16 protein-coding genes, 3 tRNA genes and 1 pseudogene are annotated in these 18,005 nt (G+C 65.4%); 13 read left to right on the top strand and 7 right to left on the bottom strand.

The genetic code is table 11. The features are described 5' to 3' along the window. Positions 1-44: 44 nt before the first annotated feature. Positions 45-117: transfer RNA gene (locus tag V6M49_RS12725), tRNA-Arg, on the bottom strand. Between the two features lie 215 nt (positions 118-332). Here V6M49_RS12725 and V6M49_RS12720 point away from each other — a divergent pair. The 3 genes from V6M49_RS12720 (at position 333) to ettA (ending at position 3,309) form a co-directional block, all read left to right on the top strand. After that, positions 333-914 carry a single-stranded DNA-binding protein gene (locus tag V6M49_RS12720; protein ID WP_141140845.1) on the top strand — a complete coding sequence of 194 codons (582 nt, stop codon included), beginning with the start codon at positions 333-335 and terminating at the stop codon, positions 912-914. 108 nt (positions 915-1,022) lie between these two features. Next, a complete protein-coding gene (locus tag V6M49_RS12715; protein WP_332761309.1) occupies positions 1,023-1,580 on the top strand; it encodes a DUF6993 domain-containing protein in 558 nt (185 codons plus the stop codon). Positions 1,581-1,626: 46 nt separating this feature from the next. After that, positions 1,627-3,309 carry an energy-dependent translational throttle protein EttA gene (gene ettA, locus V6M49_RS12710; RefSeq protein WP_058932192.1) on the top strand — a complete coding sequence of 561 codons (1,683 nt, stop codon included), beginning with the start codon at positions 1,627-1,629 and terminating at the stop codon, positions 3,307-3,309. Positions 3,310-3,410: 101 nt separating this feature from the next. On the opposite strand, the gene V6M49_RS12705 is transcribed toward ettA, so the two are convergent. Beyond that, positions 3,411-4,391 (bottom strand): acyl-CoA thioesterase, encoded by a 981-nt coding sequence (locus V6M49_RS12705; protein ID WP_332761308.1) that lies wholly within the window; start codon positions 4,389-4,391, stop codon positions 3,411-3,413. 63 nt (positions 4,392-4,454) lie between these two features. Between V6M49_RS12705 and V6M49_RS12700 the strand changes: the two genes are divergently transcribed. Further along, positions 4,455-5,111 (top strand): hypothetical protein, encoded by a 657-nt coding sequence (locus V6M49_RS12700; RefSeq protein ID WP_104060850.1) that lies wholly within the window; start codon positions 4,455-4,457, stop codon positions 5,109-5,111. 52 nt (positions 5,112-5,163) lie between these two features. On the opposite strand, the gene V6M49_RS12695 is transcribed toward V6M49_RS12700, so the two are convergent. Both V6M49_RS12695 and V6M49_RS12690 read right to left on the bottom strand, forming a co-directional pair. Then, entirely contained in the window at positions 5,164-5,616 is a 453-nt protein-coding gene (locus V6M49_RS12695; RefSeq protein WP_141140843.1) for a globin, read from the bottom strand. A gap of 4 nt (positions 5,617-5,620) precedes the next feature. Continuing rightward, the gene (locus tag V6M49_RS12690; protein WP_371706684.1) at positions 5,621-6,301 is read right to left on the bottom strand and encodes a mechanosensitive ion channel family protein; all 681 of its coding nucleotides are present in this window, start codon (positions 6,299-6,301) and stop codon (positions 5,621-5,623) included. Between the two features lie 133 nt (positions 6,302-6,434). On the opposite strand from V6M49_RS12690, the pseudogene V6M49_RS12685 reads away from it, so the two are divergent. Continuing rightward, a pseudogene (locus tag V6M49_RS12685) lies at positions 6,435-7,443 on the top strand (NAD-dependent epimerase/dehydratase family protein). A 7-nt stretch (positions 7,444-7,450) separates the two neighbouring features. On the opposite strand, the gene V6M49_RS12680 reads toward V6M49_RS12685, so the two are convergent. Then, positions 7,451-7,924 carry an OsmC family protein gene (locus V6M49_RS12680; RefSeq protein WP_104060846.1) on the bottom strand — a complete coding sequence of 158 codons (474 nt, stop codon included), beginning with the start codon at positions 7,922-7,924 and terminating at the stop codon, positions 7,451-7,453. A gap of 9 nt (positions 7,925-7,933) precedes the next feature. Beyond that, positions 7,934-10,501, bottom strand: coding sequence for an aminopeptidase N (gene pepN / locus V6M49_RS12675; protein ID WP_332761307.1), 2,568 nt, complete (start codon positions 10,499-10,501; stop codon positions 7,934-7,936). 110 nt (positions 10,502-10,611) lie between these two features. Between pepN and V6M49_RS12670 the strand changes: the two genes are divergently transcribed. The 3 genes from V6M49_RS12670 (at position 10,612) to V6M49_RS12660 (ending at position 13,122) form a co-directional block, all read left to right on the top strand. Next, positions 10,612-11,628, top strand: coding sequence for a hypothetical protein (locus tag V6M49_RS12670; protein WP_141140839.1), 1,017 nt, complete (start codon positions 10,612-10,614; stop codon positions 11,626-11,628). Between the two features lie 79 nt (positions 11,629-11,707). Next, complete coding sequence (locus V6M49_RS12665) at positions 11,708-12,202, top strand: ribose-5-phosphate isomerase (protein WP_254751058.1); 495 nt, start codon at positions 11,708-11,710, stop codon at positions 12,200-12,202. Beyond that, positions 12,202-13,122, top strand: coding sequence for an Fpg/Nei family DNA glycosylase (locus tag V6M49_RS12660; RefSeq protein ID WP_332761306.1), 921 nt, complete (start codon positions 12,202-12,204; stop codon positions 13,120-13,122). The genes V6M49_RS12665 and V6M49_RS12660 overlap by 1 nt, the downstream gene beginning before the upstream one ends. Before the next feature lie 59 nt (positions 13,123-13,181). Here the strand turns inward: V6M49_RS12660 and V6M49_RS12655 are convergent. Beyond that, positions 13,182-13,255: transfer RNA gene (locus V6M49_RS12655), tRNA-Gly, on the bottom strand. A gap of 148 nt (positions 13,256-13,403) precedes the next feature. On the opposite strand from V6M49_RS12655, the gene V6M49_RS12650 reads away from it, so the two are divergent. The 5 genes from V6M49_RS12650 to clpX all read left to right on the top strand — a co-directional run bounded on the left by V6M49_RS12650 (position 13,404) and on the right by clpX (position 17,960). Beyond that, positions 13,404-13,478: transfer RNA gene (locus tag V6M49_RS12650), tRNA-Pro, on the top strand. Between the two features lie 85 nt (positions 13,479-13,563). Then, positions 13,564-14,955, top strand: coding sequence for a trigger factor (gene tig, locus V6M49_RS12645; RefSeq protein ID WP_332761305.1), 1,392 nt, complete (start codon positions 13,564-13,566; stop codon positions 14,953-14,955). A 224-nt stretch (positions 14,956-15,179) separates the two neighbouring features. After that, positions 15,180-15,803, top strand: a complete 624-nt coding sequence (locus V6M49_RS12640; protein WP_056340581.1) for an ATP-dependent Clp protease proteolytic subunit — start codon at positions 15,180-15,182, stop codon at positions 15,801-15,803. A 37-nt stretch (positions 15,804-15,840) separates the two neighbouring features. Further along, complete coding sequence (locus V6M49_RS12635) at positions 15,841-16,500, top strand: ATP-dependent Clp protease proteolytic subunit (protein WP_141140836.1); 660 nt, start codon at positions 15,841-15,843, stop codon at positions 16,498-16,500. Between the two features lie 179 nt (positions 16,501-16,679). Continuing rightward, entirely contained in the window at positions 16,680-17,960 is a 1,281-nt protein-coding gene (clpX, locus tag V6M49_RS12630; protein WP_056340575.1) for an ATP-dependent Clp protease ATP-binding subunit ClpX, read from the top strand. The last annotated feature ends 45 nt before the right edge of the window (positions 17,961-18,005 follow it).

Below are 18,005 nucleotides of genomic sequence, written 5' to 3'. Positions count from 1 at the left end.
GCTGACCGGCGCATCCGTAACGGAGGTGCTGGCTCAACAACTTGTGCCCCAGGAGGGAATCGAACCCCCGACCGGCGGATTAGAAGGCCGCTGCTCTATCCCCTGAGCTACTGGGGCACGTGGCGCCACGACCATGGATCCGGCGCATCAAAAGTCTACATTGCCCCGACGTGCAGCAGCGTCAGCGTCGCCCGCTGCCGGTTACTTGTCCTCAACAAGGCAGTTTCGGGAAGGGTTGTGCACATACGCGAACTTGTCTCTCGCGACCCGGTGCTGTCCGCGCGAAGCTGGTTCTGCCGCTAAGGCGCTACCTTTCGAGACAGGACAAGATGATGACTGACTACCAAACATTCCGGGGCTTCGTTGCCACGGATATCAAGACCTCCACAACTCCGGGCGGCGTTGGCACCGCCTCGTTCCGCCTCGGTTCAACGGCGCGGCGTTTTGACCGTGCCACCAGTACCTGGGTGGACAGCCACACCAACTGGTTCAACGTCCAGGGCTACCGTCAGCTTGCCGGGAACATGGCCTGCAGTATCAAAAAGGGCCAGTGCGTCATCGTCGTTGGCCGGCTCAAGCTGCGCAGCTGGGAGAAAGACGGCCGGGTCTACCATTCGGCCGAAATCGATGCGGATTCCGTGGGTCACGACCTCAAGCGTGGTTCGGCCAACTACATCCGAACCAGCGATACCGGACTGCACCTCGTCTCAGACAACGGCGCGGCAGGGCAGGAGGCGTCAGCGGAAGGCGGCGGCGTCGGCCCCGCTGATCCTGACGACGACGGCGGAGACCCGGAAGAAGGAGAGCACACGGACGATGACGCTGCAGCGTTGGGAGTCTTCCACGAGGATGCAGACGGCAACCGCATTCCGGTGGACGCTGAAACAGGCGAGCTCGCCGGAGCCACCGTCTGAAAGTGCTGGCGCTGGATACCGCGCGGGACGCGGGCGGGCCCGGGGCCGGCAGTCCGCCCGCGCCGGCACCGTTCCGTCCCAGGCTTGGCCGCGTGGCAGAATGGCGGCATGAATCGCGCGACGGACACCCGGCAGGCAACCCCCATCACCAGCCGGGCCACCCGTTCCCGTCGGTTTGGGCCAGCTGCGGGTCGGGCGCCCGCGGCGCTCGCCGGAAGCCTCCTGATGGTTCTTGCGCTTGCGGCCTGCACCGGCGGCTCCCCAACGGCGACCGGCACTGGCGCTGCCACGCCCGGCGAAGTGGCAACCCCCTCGGGGCTGGCAACCACGGGCTCCACCCAGCCCGCCGCCACGTCCCCGGCGGAGGATCCGGCCATCGTGGCGATGAAACAGACTGTGACGGATGCGCTGGGGAAGCTGGCGGCGGGGACACCAAAGCCGGCCACAGCCCAGGTGACAGATGCCCTGACCGGCGCCGGGATTTCCCCGCCGGCGCTCGAAGTGTCGGCGAGCCGGACGCCTACCGGGCTGGAAGCTGATGCCATTGAGGCCGCTGTGTTGCAGGGCACCGACTGCGTGGTGGGACAGGTCCGCGACGGCAAGGTCACCGTTATCGTTCTGCCGGTCCTGGCCAGCGGCAAGTGTTTCGTGGGAGCGGCTGCCTGACGCCTCGAATGTGAGTTAAGCCCGCCAACCCACTAGATTTGGAACCATGGCGGAATTTATCTACACAATGACCAATGCCCGCAAGGCAGTTGGCGAAAAACTCATTCTTGACAACGTAAGCATGTCGTTCTTCCCGGGCGCCAAAATCGGTGTTGTTGGCCCGAACGGTGCCGGTAAGTCCACCATCCTGAAGATCATGGCCGGACTGGACATCCCCTCCAACGGTGAGGCCCGGCTCAGCCCCGGCTACACCGTGGGGATCCTGTTGCAGGAACCGCCACTGAACGAGGAAAAGACTGTCCTGGGCAACGTCCAGGAAGGCGTTGGCGAGATCTACGGCAAGATCCAGCGCTTCAACGAGATCTCCGAGGAAATGGCCAGCCCCGACGCTGACTTCGACGTCCTGCTCGAAGAAATGGGTCAGCTGCAGGAGGCCATTGACGCTGCTGAGGCCTGGGATCTCGACTCCCAGCTCGAGCAAGCCATGGACGCCCTCCGCTGCCCGCCCGCGGACGCCGACGTGACGCTGCTCTCCGGCGGTGAGCGCCGCCGCGTGGCCCTCTGCAAGCTCCTGCTGCAGAAGCCCGACCTCCTGCTCCTGGACGAGCCCACCAACCACCTCGACGCCGAGAGCGTGCTGTGGCTGGAACAGCACCTCTCCAGCTACGCCGGCGCAGTCCTGGCCGTAACCCACGACCGGTACTTCCTCGACCACGTCGCGGAATGGATCGCGGAGGTTGACCGCGGCCACCTGTACCCCTACGAAGGCAACTACTCCACGTACCTGGAGAAGAAGCGGGCCCGCCTGGAAGTCCAGGGCAAGAAGGACGCCAAGCAGGCCAAGCGCCTCACCGAGGAACTCGAGTGGGTACGCTCCAACGCCAAGGGCCGCCAGACCAAGTCCAAGGCCCGTCTGGCCCGCTACGAGGAGATGGCTGCCGAGGCTGACCGCACGCGCAAGCTTGACTTCGAAGAGATCCAGATCCCGCCGGGCCCGCGCCTGGGCGGGCTGGTTCTGGAAGCCAGGAACCTGCAGAAGGGCTTCGACGACCGCACTCTGATCGACGGGCTGTCCTTCACGCTTCCCCGCAACGGCATCGTCGGCGTCATCGGCCCCAACGGCGTGGGCAAGTCCACGCTGTTCAAAACCATCATTGGCCTGGAGCCGCTCGACGGCGGCGAGCTGAAGATCGGCGATTCGGTCAAGATCTCCTACGCGGACCAGAGCCGCGGCGGCATCGACCCGAACAAGACCCTGTGGGAAGTTGTTTCGGACGGCCTCGATTACATCCAGGTGGGCCAGGTCGAAATGCCGTCCCGCGCCTACGTTGCCGCTTTCGGCTTCAAGGGTCCGGACCAGCAGAAGAAGGCCGGGGTGCTCTCCGGCGGTGAGCGCAACCGCCTCAACCTTGCACTGACGCTCAAACAGGGCGGTAACCTGCTGCTCCTTGACGAACCCACTAACGACCTCGACGTCGAAACCCTCAGCAGCCTTGAAAACGCGCTGCTGGAGTTCCCCGGCTGCGCCGTGGTGGTATCGCACGACCGCTGGTTCCTGGACCGGGTGGCCACACACATCCTGGCCTACGAAGGCGACGAGGAAAACCCCGCCAAGTGGTACTGGTTCGAGGGCAACTTCGAATCCTACGAGGAGAACAAGGTGGAACGGCTCGGACCCGATGCGGCCAAGCCGCACCGCGTGACGCACCGCCGCCTCACCCGCGACTGATCGCAAAGAAGGCCGGCACCCCGTCAGGGGTGCCGGCCTTTCTGCTGCCAGCCGGCTCAGTCAGCCGGCTCAGTCAGCCGGCTCGGTCAGCCCGCTCAGCCTCAGTTCCGCCCGGCCTTGCGGATCTGGTGCTCCAGGACTTTGGACTGGAATGCGCCAACTACCTTGTTTTTCAGGTCGGTGGGAACCCGGACCATGCCCTCCTGCGCCACCGAGGCAACGTGCTGCCCGGCCCGGTTGAAAATTTTGCCCGTTGCGAGGCCGCGGGCTCCCTGGGCGCTGGGGGATTCCTGGACGTAGAGCAGCCATTCGTCCACCCGGGCGGGACGGTGCCACCACATGGCGTGGTCGAGGCTGGCGACACTCATGCCGGGCGTGATCCAGCTCAGGCCATGGCGGCGCAGGATGGATTCCAGCAGCGTGTAGTCGCTGGCGTAGGCCAGGGCGGCCCGGTGCAGGTTTGAATCATCGGGCATGGGCCCGAACGTCTTCATCCAGACGGCGTTCCGGGCCTCCTTCTTGCCTTTGGCCGAAACGTAGAGCGGCGGGTCGACATGCCTGATGTCAAAGGGCCGCTCGTAAGCCCAGTGCTGGGCGATGGGGTGGTCGAACTTGCCCAGCAGGTCGGCCGTGCTGGGCAGCGACTCAGGATCGGGAATGCCGGCGGGCATCTTGGATTCGTGGTTGAGGCCTTCGTCCAGGTCCTGGAAAGACGCGATCATCGAAAGGATGGGCACCCCTTCCTGGTAGGCATGGACACGCCGCGCCGAAAAGGACCGGCCGTCACGCAGGCGCTGGACACCGAACGTGATGGGCTTGTTGGCGTCGCCGGGCCGGAGGAAATAGCCATGCATGGAATGGACAAACCGTTCCGGGTCCACCGTCCTCATGGAAGCGACCAACGACTGGGCCAGCACCTGGCCGCCGAACACACGCTGCCGGGGCTGCTGCTGCGATGGGCCAAGGAAGATGTCCTCATCCGTCCGGGCGCCCTCAAGCTCACCAAGGTCAAGGAGCTGGATGAGCGTTTCGGTGGGGTCGCCGCTGGGTGGCGCCAGCAGTCCGGTTTCGGCTTCAGTCATGGATCGACTCTAGACGCCGCCCCGCCGCTGCTCAACCAAGCTTCAGCCGGTAGTGTTCTTAATGTGTCTGACCTACTTACGAAGTCCTTCCGGTTCGCCGACCCGCGTGATCTCGCCGATCTGCGAACATTCACCACCCGTGCCAAGACGGTCGACGACGGCGCCATCCGGCTTCAGGCCGCAGGTTCCGTCCTCGCGGCCTACGTGTGCATTCTGCGGCCCCGCCTGCTGGGCGAATCCACCCCCACCATCCTGGGCCTGCGCACCATGGCGCTGGCGGAACCTTCCGCGATTGACGTTACGGTACCGCTCTCAGCCGTCCTTGACCGGCTTGCCAGGGCAGGGGAGGACGACGTCGAGCTGCCGGTTCCGCCATCCACAGTCACCGAATCGTGGACAGGCGTCGGCGCACCGCGCACCGGCTGGGAACTGGTGGGTGCGTTGTCGGATGCCGAACTCCGGCGCGCGGCCGAAGCCGGCATCACCGAAGTGGCGGGCATCATGCCCGCCCAGCCGGGGGCGCTGATCGTCAACAACGCCCGCGCCGCTGTGTGGGGCCGTGCCCTTGATGACTCCGGCCTTCCGGCAGGAGCCGCCTTCGCGGCCCTCACCCTGGGATTCCTCGCAGACGCGGACCAGAAGCTGTACCGGGCGGGCCGTTGGTTCCGCCTCAGTGGTCCACGCGGCCACGTCCTGGCACGGACCGGCAGCGGCCTCTAGTACCCGGCCAGCCGCCGTCGTACGCGCCCATGCGCTAAGCCCGAAGGCCGCGTCAGGCCTCCGACGGGCTGTTCACCATGGACAACGCGGCACGGTCCATGTAGTCCCAGAGCGTTCCCTCGTACAAGGGAGGCAGTTCCAGGGCGTCGACGGCCGTCCGCATGTGGAACAGCCAGCGGTCCTTTGCTTCCGGCGTGACCCGGAACGGTATGTGGCGCATCCGCAGGCGAGGGTGGCCGCGTTCCTCGCCGTACGTGGTGGGGCCGCCCCAGTACTGCTCCAGGAACATCAGGAACCGCCGTTTGGCCGGTTCGAGGTCCTCCTCCGGGTACATCGGGCGCAACAGCGGATCCGTTGCGACGCCGTCGTAAAAGACATCGATCAGCTTGACGAACGTCTCGTGTCCGCCCACGGCATCGTAGAAGTTCTCCGTGTAGCCGGGCTGGCTGAAGGGATCGTTCTGCATGAGCTGGCGTGGCTGCTGCGGCTCTGCGGGTGTGGTCATGTCTCTATTCTCCGGCCTTTTGCTCTGTCTTTTTCGCCTCGGTGGCGGGCGCACTCAGGGCAGTGTCCGGCTCGGCCGCAGGGGAGTCCGGCACCGGAACGTAGTTGCCCTGCGAACGGTTGCCGACGCGAAGGATCTCGCCATTGCGGAGGTACCAGATGGCGCCGTCCTCCGAGCGGACCCGGGTGATGCGCAGCCCCATGGACTCCACCACACCCACTACTTCGCTGGTTTCGATGACGTCGCCGATCCCGTACTGGTCCTCGATGGTGATGAAGATGCCGGCGAGGAAGTCGCGGATCAGCTGCTGGGCGCCAAAACCGATGGCGATACCCAGGATTCCCACGCTGGTCAGCAGCGGGGCGATGTTGATGTCCAGGTTCTGCAGCACATACATGATGGTGATCACGGCCACCAGTACGCCCACGATGCTGTTGAGCAGGGAACCGATGGTTTCCGCCCGCTGCACGCGGCGTTCATGGTCCAGTGCCCGCAGCGCCGGGGCGACCCACTTGAAATGTGGTTTCTTGAAGAAGTTGGTACCCGCAGCCACGCGTTTGGTGATCCGCGAAATCACGAACGTCGCCACCAACCAAACGGCGATTCCGACGCCAAGGCTGATCGCGATGCCTGTGATGCTGACGCCGTTGGGCTGCGAGGTGAGGGGCGGGGGTGTAAGCGACATCGTGCTGAACATAGAGGCAAAACTCCTTGGGGGGTCACCGGCGGCGGCCGGGGGATGACGTCGGCCCATGCACAGGTTCGCCCGCGGCATAAGGCTCTATTCTCTTTCAACCCTAGCGCCGTAGCGTGGCCCCATGCGCATCCTCATTCTGGGCGGAACCGCCTTTCTCTCGTCTGAAATCGCCCGGCAGGCCGTTTCCGCAGGTCACACAGTCACGTGCCTTGCCCGCGGATCCGCGACGGAACCGCCAGCCGGTGTCCGGTGGGTAAAAGCGGACCGTTCACTCGGCGCGAACAGCTACGCACAGGTGGCAGGGGAGTGGGATGCGGTCATTGACGTGGCCCGCGATCCTGTCCTGGCCACGGGGGCGCTGGCCGCCCTGGCCCACCGGGCTGCCCACTGGACGTTTGTGTCCAGCTGCTCCGTCTACGCAGACCCTTCGACGCCGGGAGCGGCTGAGGACGCTGACCTGCTGGCACCGCTGCCAGCCGGCACGGACTCCACCCCGGAGAACTACGGGGAATCCAAGTCAGCGATTGAACAGGCAACCCTGGAAGCTGTGGGCGACAGGGCGCACCTCTGCCGCGCCGGCCTGATCGGCGGCCCCGGCGATGGAACGGACCGGTACGGCTACTGGCCTGCAAGGTTTGCCCGGGACAACGCCCCGGCCGTGGTCCCGGCCATCGCCGGCCACGCCACCCAGGTCATTGATGTGCGGGACCTCGCGGCCTGGGTCCTCGATGCCGCCCAGCGCGGGGTGACGGGGCCGCTGAACGCAGTGGGGGAGCACGTTCCCTTTTGGCGAGTACATCGAGGCGGCCAAAACAGTGGCTGGGTACCAAAGCGAGGCCCTCGATGCCCCGGAGGAGTGGCTCCTGGAACAGGGGATCGACTACTGGGCCGGACCGGATTCCCTCCCGCTGTGGCTGCCGCCCGGCCACGAAGGGTTCTGCAACCGCAGCAACACCGCCGCCAAGGCCGCCGGGATGGCCATAAGACGCTGGCAGGAAACGCTGGCGGCCACCCTGGAGGACGAACGCCGCCGCGGCCTGGAACGCCCCCGCAAGGCAGGGCTCACGCCCGCCACCGAAGCCCGGCTGGCCCAAGAACTACTGGCTGGTGAAGTGCTGACCGGGCGGTGAACTCCTCTCAGGCCACCACGGTCACGGGCGAATGATGCACGGGGAAGTTGACGCTCCGGGCGATGAAACAGACCGCGTTGGCTTCGCGGTGAAGCTGTTCCGCCAGATCCACATGGGCCGCGTCCGCCACCGTCACCCTCGGGTTCAGCGTGACGGACTCGAACTGTCCACTGCCGTCGCGGTTCAGCCGCATCACACCGGTGGCGTCGTCCTGATAGTCGGTCACCACCACCCCGTGCTTCACCGCCACATGCAGGAACGACAGCATGTGGCACTGCGCCAGCGCCGCCAGGAGCAGCTGCTCCGGGTTGTACCGGTCACGGTCCCCATGGAACGTCGGATCGGCGGAACCGGGCAGGACCGGCAGCCCTGGAATCCGGATGTCGTGGTCCCGTGAGTAGCCCCGGTACGACGACGTGCCGTCGCCCAGGTTGCCGGTCCACTGCACGGTCAGGGAATAGTGGTGCTCGCCCAGGCCCATGGCGCCGGACTAGGCTTCGCCCGGCAGCACGTCGGCCGCGCGTGCCCGTAGCGCCCGGGCCACGCCGTCCCGGTTTTCCAGCATCATGCGGCGCAGGGCGCTGCTGTCGGCCGGAAGACCGGCGAGGAAAGCATCCGTCCGGTCCACCGTTGCCTGCGTGGTCAGCAGTGCCGGATAAAGCCCGACGACGATCTGCTGGGCGAGTGCGTGCGTGCGGTTTGCCACGATCCCGGGAACAGCCTCGAAGTACTTTTCCGCATACGGCTCGAGCAGCGAACGGTCCAGCACCCGCATAAAGCCAGTAACCGCTGAACCCTGGAGCGCATTGGAGAGTTCTCCCGTGACCACCACCGAGTCCCACGCGGCGGCCTTGGCTTCGGCGGTGGGGATGGCGGCCGTGGCCAGCGCCGCGGCGTTCTGTCCGCTGGCAGTGTTGTCGCGCTCCAGTTCGGCGTCGATCTGTGCCTGGCCCCGCCGGCCACCGGCCACCAGGGACGCCAGCAGCTCCCAGCGGAGGTCCTGGTCCACGGCCAGCCCCTCCAGGGTGGCCGTGCCGTCCAGCAGTCCGGCAACGGTGTCCAGCTGGCCCGGGCTGCCGGCCAACAGGGCAAACGACTTCACAAACTGCAGCTGCGCGTCGGACCCGCCGGGCGCTGCGCTGGCCAGGTCCCAGAGTGTGTCCACGGCGGTGACAGTAGTGGCCTTGCGGTGCTCCTCGGCCACATAGAAGTTGAGAGTCGTGGCCAGCTGGCGCAGCTGGACCAGGATCACCGAAGAATCCGATTCCGCGGCCACGTTGGCCAGGATCAGCTCCACATACCGGCGCGCCGGGGACTCGCCGTCGCGGGCAGCGTCCCAGGCGGAGTTCCACACCAGAGTGCGCGGCAGGCTCTCGCTGAAGTCCTTCAGGTGCGCCGTTGCCGTGGCGAGGGACTTCTCGTCCAGCCGGACCTTGGCGTAGGCGAGGTCGTCGTCGTTGACCAGGATCAGGTCCGGCTGCGTCAGGCCTGCCAGCTCCGGCACCTCGGTGCGCTCGCCGTCTACGTCGAGCTCCTCGCGGTGCACGCGCTCCAGCTTGCCCGCGCTGTTCAGGTTGTAGAACCCGACGGCGAGCCGGTGCGGACGGATGGTGGGCCACTCCTCGACGGCGGACTGCACGATGGTGAAGGATGTCAGCGTCCCGGAGCCGTCCACGGAGAGCTCCGGCTTGAGCGTATTGACGCCGGCAGTCTCCAGCCAGAGGCGGCCCCACTGGTCCAGGTCGCGGCCGCTGGCCTTCTCCAGCTCCACCATGAGGTCACTCAGCTCGGTGTTCTGCCAGGCGTGCTTCGCGAAATACTCCCGGACCCCGGCCATGAACTGCTCCGGCCCCACCCAGGCCACCAGCTGGCGCAGGACCGAGGCGCCCTTGGCGTAGGTGATGCCGTCGAAGTTGACCTCCACGTCCTGGAGGTCGTTGATGTCGGCGAAGATCGGGTGAGTAGTGGGCAACTGGTCCTGGCGGTAGGCCCAGGACTTCTCCACCGAGGCGAAAGTTGTCCACGCGCTGGTGAAGGACGTGTTTTCCACGGCTGCGAGGTGGGACATGTATTCGGCGAAGGATTCGTTGAGCCAGAGGTCGTTCCACCAGCGCATCGTCACCAGGTCGCCGAACCACATGTGCGCGAGTTCGTGCAGCACGGTGATGGCCCGACGCTCGATCTGCGCCCCGGTCACCTTGCTCCGGAATACGTAGCCTTCGAGGATGGTCACCGCGCCGGCATTCTCCATGGCGCCGGCGTTGAACTCGGGCACAAAGAGCTGGTCGTACTTCTCGAACGGGTACGGGAAGCCGAACTGCGCCTCGAAGAATTCGAAGCCCTGACGGGTCAGCTCGAAGATGTTGTCCGCGTCGAGATACTGCATCAGGGACTTCCGGGCAAAAACTCCCAGCGGGATCACGCGGCCGTCGGAACTGGCCACTTCGCTGCGGACCGACTGGTACGGGCCGGCGATCAGGGCGGTGACGTAGGAGGACAGCCGCGGTGTGGGGGCGAACGTCCAGACCGAGCGGGCGCCGCCGTCGTCCCCTGGTGTGGCTTCCACCGGGCCGGGGGTGGGGGAGTTGGAGATGACATCCCAGTGCGACGGCGCCGTGACCGTGAATCTGAAGGTGCCCTTGAGGTCGGGCTGCTCAAACACCGCGAACATCCGGCGCGAATCGGGAACCTCGAACTGCGTGTACAGGTACACCTCGTGGTCCACCGGATCCACAAAGCGGTGCAGGCCTTCACCGGTGTTCATGTACGGCGCGTCGGCTACCACCGTGAGCTCGTTGGCCGCGGCCAGGTCCGGCAACTGGATCCGGATACCGTCGGACACTGCCGCAGGATCCAGGGCGTGCCCATTGAGCGTGATGCTGTGCACGGCATGCGTTACGGCGTCGATGAAAGTGGTGGAACCCGGCACTGCCGTGAACTTCACGGTGGTGGTGGTCCCGAAGACCTTCTCGCCTCTGGTCAGGTCGAGGATGACATCGTAGGAATCAACGTTGATGAGTGCGGCACGCTCGCGGGCTTCGGTGCGAGTCAGGTTCATACCTGGCAAGTGGGGCCTCCAGAAGGGGTTGCGGTTGCCGGCGGGCCGTGGCCTGCACCGGCACAGTGAAGTCATTCTGTCACGGCGTCCGGCGGGAGTAGCGTTAATGCATGGGAAAGTTCCGGGATTCGGTGGATACCAAGGCACTGCGCTTCGCCGTCGGCTTTCCCATGGTCCTGGCGGCGGCTTTTGTGTTCTGCGCCTTCTTGCTGCGTCCCGATCTTCCGGACCCCGTAGCCATCAGCTGGACGGCCGACGGCGGCGCCTCCTTTGCCCCGTTCGGCGCCTATGCAGGCGGCGGCGCGCTGCTCATCATCGCCTCAGGCTGGCTGGTGATGTTCCAGGCGGCACCGCTGTCCCGGCCCGCTGTGATGCGCCGGATCATGATGGGGACGGGACTGTTCCTGAGCCTGTTCATCACCAGCGTCCTGGCGGCCGGGCTGGTGGGGCAGGCCGGCCTCGCGGACGCCCGGGAGTCCCGGGTGGATCTCACGGTCCTCGCATTGGGCAGCGGGGCGGCGTTGTCGCTGGGTGTCATCATGGGCTTCGTGTTCAAGGCCGACCGGCAGTGGTCGCTTGACGATGACCGGGCCCTGGAGCGTGCCCTCGCCCGCGAGCTTGACCCGGAGCTTGCGGGGGACACGTTCCGGATGTGGGTGCACGCCCGCAGCTCGGTCTTTGTGATGATCGCGGTGGCAAGCCTCTTCCCGGCCGCGCTGATCGCTGTGGCGCTGCCCTGGCTCGGGGCCCTGGTGGCTGCCCTCGCTGTGGTGGGCGCTGCTTTCCTCTGCGCCCGCGTCAAGGCCGATCGCCGCGGCCTGCGTGTCCTGGTGGCCGGAGTGCTGCCGGTCATGGATGTGCCGGCGGCCGCGATCTCCACAGCAAGTGCCGCGGACGTCCGCGCCGCCGACTACGGCGGGTGGGGCTACCGCAACCACAGCGGCACCGCCGCGATGCTGGTCAGCAGCGGCCCCGCCGTCGTCGTGCATCAAACCGATGGGCGCAACCTTGCGGTCAGCGGCGGCAGTCCGGCATCCGCGGCCCGGCTGGCGGAAGTCCTGACCCGGGTGGCTGCCAGGGCGCACGGGGGCACCCCCGGCGAACGCGCGCCGGAGCCTGAGTCCTAGTAACCTTGTCCCTGATGATCTGACCCTGGCCCGAACCAGTGCTGCTGGCCCCCCGGCGCCGAAACGAACGGATACTGCTGTGACTTCTTCCCCTGCCTTCCCGCGGGTACACATCGCCACCGACCACGCAGGCATGGAACTCAGCGCCCACCTGGTCAGCCACCTCACGGCCAAGGGCTACGACGTGGTGGACCACGGACCCAAGGAATACGACGCCCTGGACGACTACCCGTCCTTCTGCATCAACGCAGCGCTCGCCGTCGTCGCTGACCAGCAGGCAGGCATCCACGCCCTGGGCATCGTCCTGGGCGGCTCGGGCAACGGTGAGCAGATCGCCGCCAACAAGGTCAAGGGGGTCCGCGCAGCCCTCGCCTGGAACCACTCCACCGCAACGTTGGCACGCGAACACAACGACGCCAACGTGGTGGCCGTGGGCGGCCGCCAGCACACCGTCGAGGAAGCAACCGAACTGATCGAGGCGTTCCTGACTGAGCCCTTCAGCAACGACGAAAGGCACGTCCGCCGCATCGGCAAGATCGCGGCTTACGAAACCACCGGCGAGGTCATCGAGTAGTGCCCGAAGGGCACTCCGTCCGCCGCCTGGCGCAACAGTTCGCGGACGTTTTTACCGGGGAGCCGCTGTCCGTCAGCAGCCCCCAGGGCCGGTTCGTTGCCGGCGCGGCCCTGCTGGACGGCCAGGTCCTGACGGATTCCCGCGCCCACGGCAAGCACCTCTTCCTGCACTTTGACCACGCCGTGGTGCTGCACGTCCACCTGGGGCTCTACGGGGCCTGGGACTTCGGCGGCGACGCGACCTTCCGCGGGGCCTCCAGCATCGGCGCCCCGCGGAAGATCGGGGAGCGCGAGGTTTTCGAGGACCCCGAAAATACCCACGACGCCGGGATGGTTGAGTACGCGGGACCTCCCGAGCCCCGCGGCGCCGTACGTGTCCGGCTGGTCAGCAAGCATGGCTGGGCGGACCTCCGCGGTGCCACCACCTGCGCCGCCATCACCGAGGCAGAAGCCCGGGCCGTCCTGGCCCGGCTGGGGCCGGATCCGCTGCACAACCATCCCGCGGACAGGACCCGGTTTGTGACGGGCCTTTTGTCCCGCAAGACGTCTATCGCCGCGCTGCTGATGGACCAGAAGGTGATTGCCGGCGTCGGGAATGTCTACCGGGCCGAAGTGCTGTTCCGGCAGCGGCTGGATCCGTGGCTGCCGGGTACCGGACTCTCCAGCGGCGCCGCCGGTCTGTTGTGGGACGACACAGCCGCAGTAATGGCCGACGGCGTCCGCGACGGGCGGATCATCACCACACCGCCGGTGTATTGGGAGCCGGATAACCGGGAACCAGGGGCGCTCCTGCCCACGGGCGGCGACGCCCACTTTGTGTACAAGCGCGAAGGGCAGCCCTGCCGGGTCTGCGCCGTGCCGGTGGCCATCACTGAAATGGTGGGCCGCAAGCTCTACTGGTGCCCCGGCTGCCAGCAGTAGCCGACCCCAGCCGGCCAAACAAAAAAGCAGGGCCCCTCAGCTGAGGGGCCCTGCTTATGTGGAGGGGACGACGGGAATCGAACCCGCATCATCAGTTTGGAAGACTGAGGCTTTACCACTAAGCTACGTCCCCGGAAAAATGCGGCTCAGCTGTTGCATCGGGCTGCGCTGCGTTTCTTCGGGCTGGCTGTTGAAGCCGGATACAACTAAACCTAATTCATGCCCCACGTGTCAAATGTGCAAAGAACGCCCGGATGAACGTAGACTTGCCTGTGCACTTACGGGGTGTAGCTCAGCTTGGCTAGAGCACCTGCTTTGGGAGCAGGAAGTCGCAGGTTCAAATCCTGTCACCCCGACTCTGCGGCTCGGTCCGTGCAAGCGGCCCGGGCAGAAAAATGCGTTTGCAGAAACCCAACCCACAAACCCAGGAGTACTTAGACCGTGAAGAGCGCTGTCGAGAACCTCACCCCCACGCGGGTCAAGCTCAATGTTGAGGTCCCTTTTGAGGAATTGAAGCCCAGCATCGACGAGGCATACAAGACTGTTGCTTCGCAGATCCAGGTCCCTGGCTTCCGTAAGGGCAAGGTCCCGTCCAAGCTGATCGACCAGCGCGTTGGCCGCGGCTACGTCCTGGAGACGGCCATCAACGAAGGCCTCAACGGCTGGTACCAGGCTGCAGTCCAGGAATCCGGCATCCGCCCCCTGAGCCGTCCCGAGGTTGAGATCACCGAAGTTCCGGACCCCACCTCCACGGACGGTGAACTGAAGTTCCACGCCGAGGTCGATATCCGTCCGGAGATCGAACTCCCGGACTATGCCGGCATCAAGGTCGAGGTAGCGGCAGCGGAATCCTCCGACGAAGACGTTGACAAGGCCCTGGACGAACTGCGCGGCCGCTTCGGCACGCTGAAGTCCGTGGACCGCCCGGCCGCCGATGGCGACTTCCTGACCATCGACATCACCGCCACCATTGACGGCGCCGAGGTTGATTCCGCGTCCGGCCTGTCCTACCAGGTGGGCACGGAAACCATGCTCGAGGGCCTGGACGAGGCCGTGACCGGCCTCAGCGTTGACGAGGACGCCATCTTCGAAACCACCCTGGTGGGCGGTGACCACGCCGGTGAGTCCGCCCAGGTGAAGGTTGTTGTCAAGGCCGTCAAGGAGCGCGAGCTTCCCGAGGCCGACGACGACTTCGCCCAGCTGGCCTCCGAGTTCGACACGCTTGCCGAACTCCGCGAGGACCTGGCCAAGCAGGCCGCCGACTCCAAGGTTGTTGAGCAGGGCGTAGAGGCCCGCGACAAGGTCCTGGACAAGCTCGTTGAGCTCATTGCGGTTCCGGTTCCGGACTCCGTGGTCGACGAGCAGGTCGACGCGCACTTCAAGGAGGGCAACGGCCACGGTGAAGGCGAACACGACACCGAGGAGCACCGCGAAGAGGTCAAGGCCAACACGGCCCGCGCCTTCCAGAACGAAGTCATCCTTGACGCCATTGCCGAAAAGGAAGAAGTCAACGTCAGCCAGGCTGAGCTGATCGACTACATCGTCAGCGCCGCCAGCCAGTACGGCATGGACCCGAACCAGTTCGCCCAGATCATCGATCAGAGCGGCCAGGTTCCCATGATGGTTTCCGAGGTCCGCCGCCGGAAGGCCTTGGCTGTTGTCCTGGGCCAGGCCACCGTGACCGACACCGACGGCAAGACCGTTGACCTCAGCGACTTCGTCCGCCCCGGCGGCGAAGAAGAGGCTTCCGCCGTTGAGGCTGGGGCTGCTGAAGACACCAACGCCGAGACCGAGGCTACCCCGAGTGACGACCCGGCAGCCGTGAAGTTCTAGCACGCCCCTGGCAGTGCGACTGAAGGCAGCCCCCGGACCTATTGGTCCGGGGGCTGCCTTGGTTAACGGGCAGTCGCAGGGATCGTGCGCCGTCAGCGAACAGCGCGATTCCCGCGAACAAATCGGCCACCAAACCGGTTAGTGTCCAAGTAGTGAAGTTCAGTGATGTCACCGTCACCAGCGAGAGGTAAGTACACATGTCACAGCACGCAGAGGCCCCCCGGATGGCGACTGTAGATCCGGCCGCCCAGGACAACTACATCTACAACCGCCTCCTGAAGGAGCGCATCATCTGGCTGGGCTCCGAGGTGCGTGACGACAACGCCAACGCCATCTGCTCGCAGCTGCTGCTCCTGTCCGCCGAGAACCCGGAAAAGGACATCTACCTTTACATCAACTCTCCCGGCGGCTCCGTGACCGCGGGCATGGCCATCTATGACACCATGCAGTTCATTCCGAACGACGTCGTCACCGTCGCCACCGGCCTGGCAGCCTCCATGGGCCAGTTCCTGCTCTCCTCCGGCACCAAGGGCAAGCGCTACGCCACCCCCAACGCCCGCGTCCTGATGCACCAGCCCTCCGGCGGCATCGGCGGCACGGCCTCGGACATTAAGATCCAGGCCGAGCTGATCCTGCACATGAAGAAGGTCATGGCCGAATTGACCGCGGACCAGACCGGCCAGTCCGTGGAAACCATCCTCAAGGACAACGACCGCGACAAGTGGTTCACCGCGCCTGAAGCCCTCGAATACGGCTTCTTCGACAAGATTGCGGCCCACGCCGGTTCCGTCTCCGGCGGCGGCGGCACCGCCAACGGCACCTCCGGCGAGTCAGCGTCCGAGAAGTAACCCGGCACTTAGAACACTTAGATCAGGAGCAACAAAAATGACTTACAACTTCGGATCGACTGCCGGTAACCTTCCGACCAGCCGCTACGTCCTTCCCCAGTTCGAAGAGCGCACGCCTTACGGCTTCAAGCGCCAGGACCCCTACACCAAGCTGTTCGAGGACCGCATCATCTTCCTCGGCGTCCAGGTGGATGACGCCTCCGCTGATGACGTCATGGCCCAGCTGCTGGTCCTTGAGTCCACGGACCCGGACCGCGACATCACGCTGTACATCAACTCACCGGGTGGCTCGTTCACCGCCATGACGGCGATCTACGACACCATGCAGTACATCCGGCCCGAGATCCAGACCGTCTGCCTGGGCCAGGCAGCCAGCGCAGCCGCGGTCCTGCTCGCTGCAGGCACCCCCGGCAAGCGTTTGGCGTTGCCCAACGCCCGTGTCCTGATCCACCAGCCGGCACTGTCCGGCGGCCAGGGCGGCCAGGCCTCGGACCTTGAGATCCAGGCGGCCGAAGTCATGCGGATGCGTTCCTGGCTCGAGGACACGCTGGCCCACCACTCGGGCCGGACCTCAGAGCAGGTCAACAACGACATCGAGCGCGACAAGATCCTGACCGCGGCCGACGCCCTGGATTACGGACTCATCGACCAGGTCCTTGATTCCCGCAAGATCAAGCCGCAGGCAATTACCAGGTAGTACGGCTCTTCGGCGGCCGGTGCGTCCCACATAATGTGGCCGCACCGGCCTTCGCTTTCCACCCTTGGACGCAATTGTGACCTAGAGTGGAAGATGTCACGGCCGGTCCTCCCAGGCCCGCCACGATTCCAGCAACGGTGCACAGCTGCCTGGCAGCAAGATACTAAAGGGGTTCACATATGGCTCGGATTGGCGAGAGCACGGATCTGCTGAAGTGTTCTTTCTGCGGAAAGAGCCAGAAGCAGGTACGCAAGCTCATTGCCGGGCCCGGTGTCTACATCTGCGACGAATGCATTGAGCTCTGCAACGAGATCATTGAGGAAGAGCTCGCGGAAGTCGCCGATCTGGGAAGCTTCGAGCTGCCCAAGCCCCGCGAGATCTTCGACTTCCTGCAGGAATACGTCATCGGCCAGGAACCTGCCAAGCGTTCCCTCGCCGTCGCCGTTTACAACCACTACAAGCGGATCCAGGCCGGCCACGCCCCCAAGAGCGGCAGCCTCGCCGAGGGGGGCCACCACGACGACGTCGAGATCGCCAAGTCCAACATCCTCCTGATCGGCCCCACCGGCTGCGGCAAAACCTACCTGGCCCAGACACTGGCGCGGCGGTTGAATGTTCCGTTTGCTGTTGCCGACGCCACGGCACTCACGGAAGCCGGCTATGTGGGTGAGGATGTGGAGAACATCCTCCTCAAGCTCATCCAGTCAGCGGATTACGACGTCAAAAAGGCCGAACAGGGCATCATCTACATCGACGAAATCGACAAGATTTCGCGCAAGAGCGAGAATCCCTCCATCACCCGGGACGTCTCCGGCGAGGGCGTCCAGCAGGCCCTCCTGAAGATCCTCGAAGGAACCGTAGCCTCCGTTCCGCCCCAGGGCGGACGCAAACACCCCCACCAGGAATTCATCCAGATCGACACCACCAATGTGCTGTTTATCGTGGCGGGCGCCTTTGCCGGGCTGGAAGAGATCATCGGTTCGCGTTCCGGACGCAAAGGCATTGGCTTCGGCGCCCCACTCAACGATGCCAGCAACAAGGTGGACTCCTACGGTGAAGTTATGCCGGAGGACCTCCTGAAGTTCGGTCTGATCCCGGAATTCATCGGCCGCCTCCCCGTCATCACCACGGTCTCCAGCCTGGACCGCGACGCCCTCATCCAGATCCTCTCCACGCCGAAGAACGCGCTGGTCAAGCAGTACCAGAAGATGTTCCAGATCGACGGCGTGGAACTCGTCTTCGATGACGACGCCCTCAATGCCATCGCCGACCAGGCCCTGGAGCGTGGCACCGGTGCCCGTGGCCTGCGCGCCATCATGGAGGAAGTGCTGCTCCCGGTCATGTTCGACCTCCCCAGCCGCGAAGACGTGGCCAGCGTGGTCATCACCGCCGACGTTGTCCTCAGCAAGGCCGAGCCAACCCTCATTCCGCACGTGACCAAGCGACGCAAGTCCGCCTGACACGTCCGCCACCCCGCCTGACACTTCCGCCTTCCACCCCCGCAT

The organism is Pseudarthrobacter sp. (assembly GCF_036675385.1).
Classification (GTDB): Bacteria; Actinomycetota; Actinomycetes; order Actinomycetales; family Micrococcaceae; genus Arthrobacter.
This window is presented reverse-complemented; position numbering and strand designations above follow the sequence as displayed.

Bases quoted from the DNA above. Each gene is read 5' to 3' on its own strand.
- clpX (WP_056340575.1), top strand. From the start codon at position 16,680: ATGGCTCGGATTGGCGAGAGCACGGATCTGCTGAAGTGTTCTTTCTGC.
- V6M49_RS12705 (WP_332761308.1), bottom strand. From the start codon at position 4,391: ATGACTGAAGCCGAAACCGGACTGCTGGCGCCACCCAGCGGCGACCCC.
- pepN (WP_332761307.1), bottom strand. From the start codon at position 10,501: ATGAACCTGACTCGCACCGAAGCCCGCGAGCGTGCCGCACTCATCAAC.
- V6M49_RS12690 (WP_371706684.1), bottom strand. From the start codon at position 6,301: ATGTCGCTTACACCCCCGCCCCTCACCTCGCAGCCCAACGGCGTCAGC.
- V6M49_RS12720 (WP_141140845.1), top strand. From the start codon at position 333: ATGACTGACTACCAAACATTCCGGGGCTTCGTTGCCACGGATATCAAG.
- V6M49_RS12695 (WP_141140843.1), bottom strand. From the start codon at position 5,616: ATGACCACACCCGCAGAGCCGCAGCAGCCACGCCAGCTCATGCAGAAC.
- V6M49_RS12680 (WP_104060846.1), bottom strand. From the start codon at position 7,924: ATGGGCCTGGGCGAGCACCACTATTCCCTGACCGTGCAGTGGACCGGC.
- V6M49_RS12715 (WP_332761309.1), top strand. From the start codon at position 1,023: ATGAATCGCGCGACGGACACCCGGCAGGCAACCCCCATCACCAGCCGG.
- V6M49_RS12635 (WP_141140836.1), top strand. From the start codon at position 15,841: ATGACTTACAACTTCGGATCGACTGCCGGTAACCTTCCGACCAGCCGC.
- V6M49_RS12670 (WP_141140839.1), top strand. From the start codon at position 10,612: ATGGGAAAGTTCCGGGATTCGGTGGATACCAAGGCACTGCGCTTCGCC.
- V6M49_RS12640 (WP_056340581.1), top strand. From the start codon at position 15,180: ATGGCGACTGTAGATCCGGCCGCCCAGGACAACTACATCTACAACCGC.
- ettA (WP_058932192.1), top strand. From the start codon at position 1,627: ATGGCGGAATTTATCTACACAATGACCAATGCCCGCAAGGCAGTTGGC.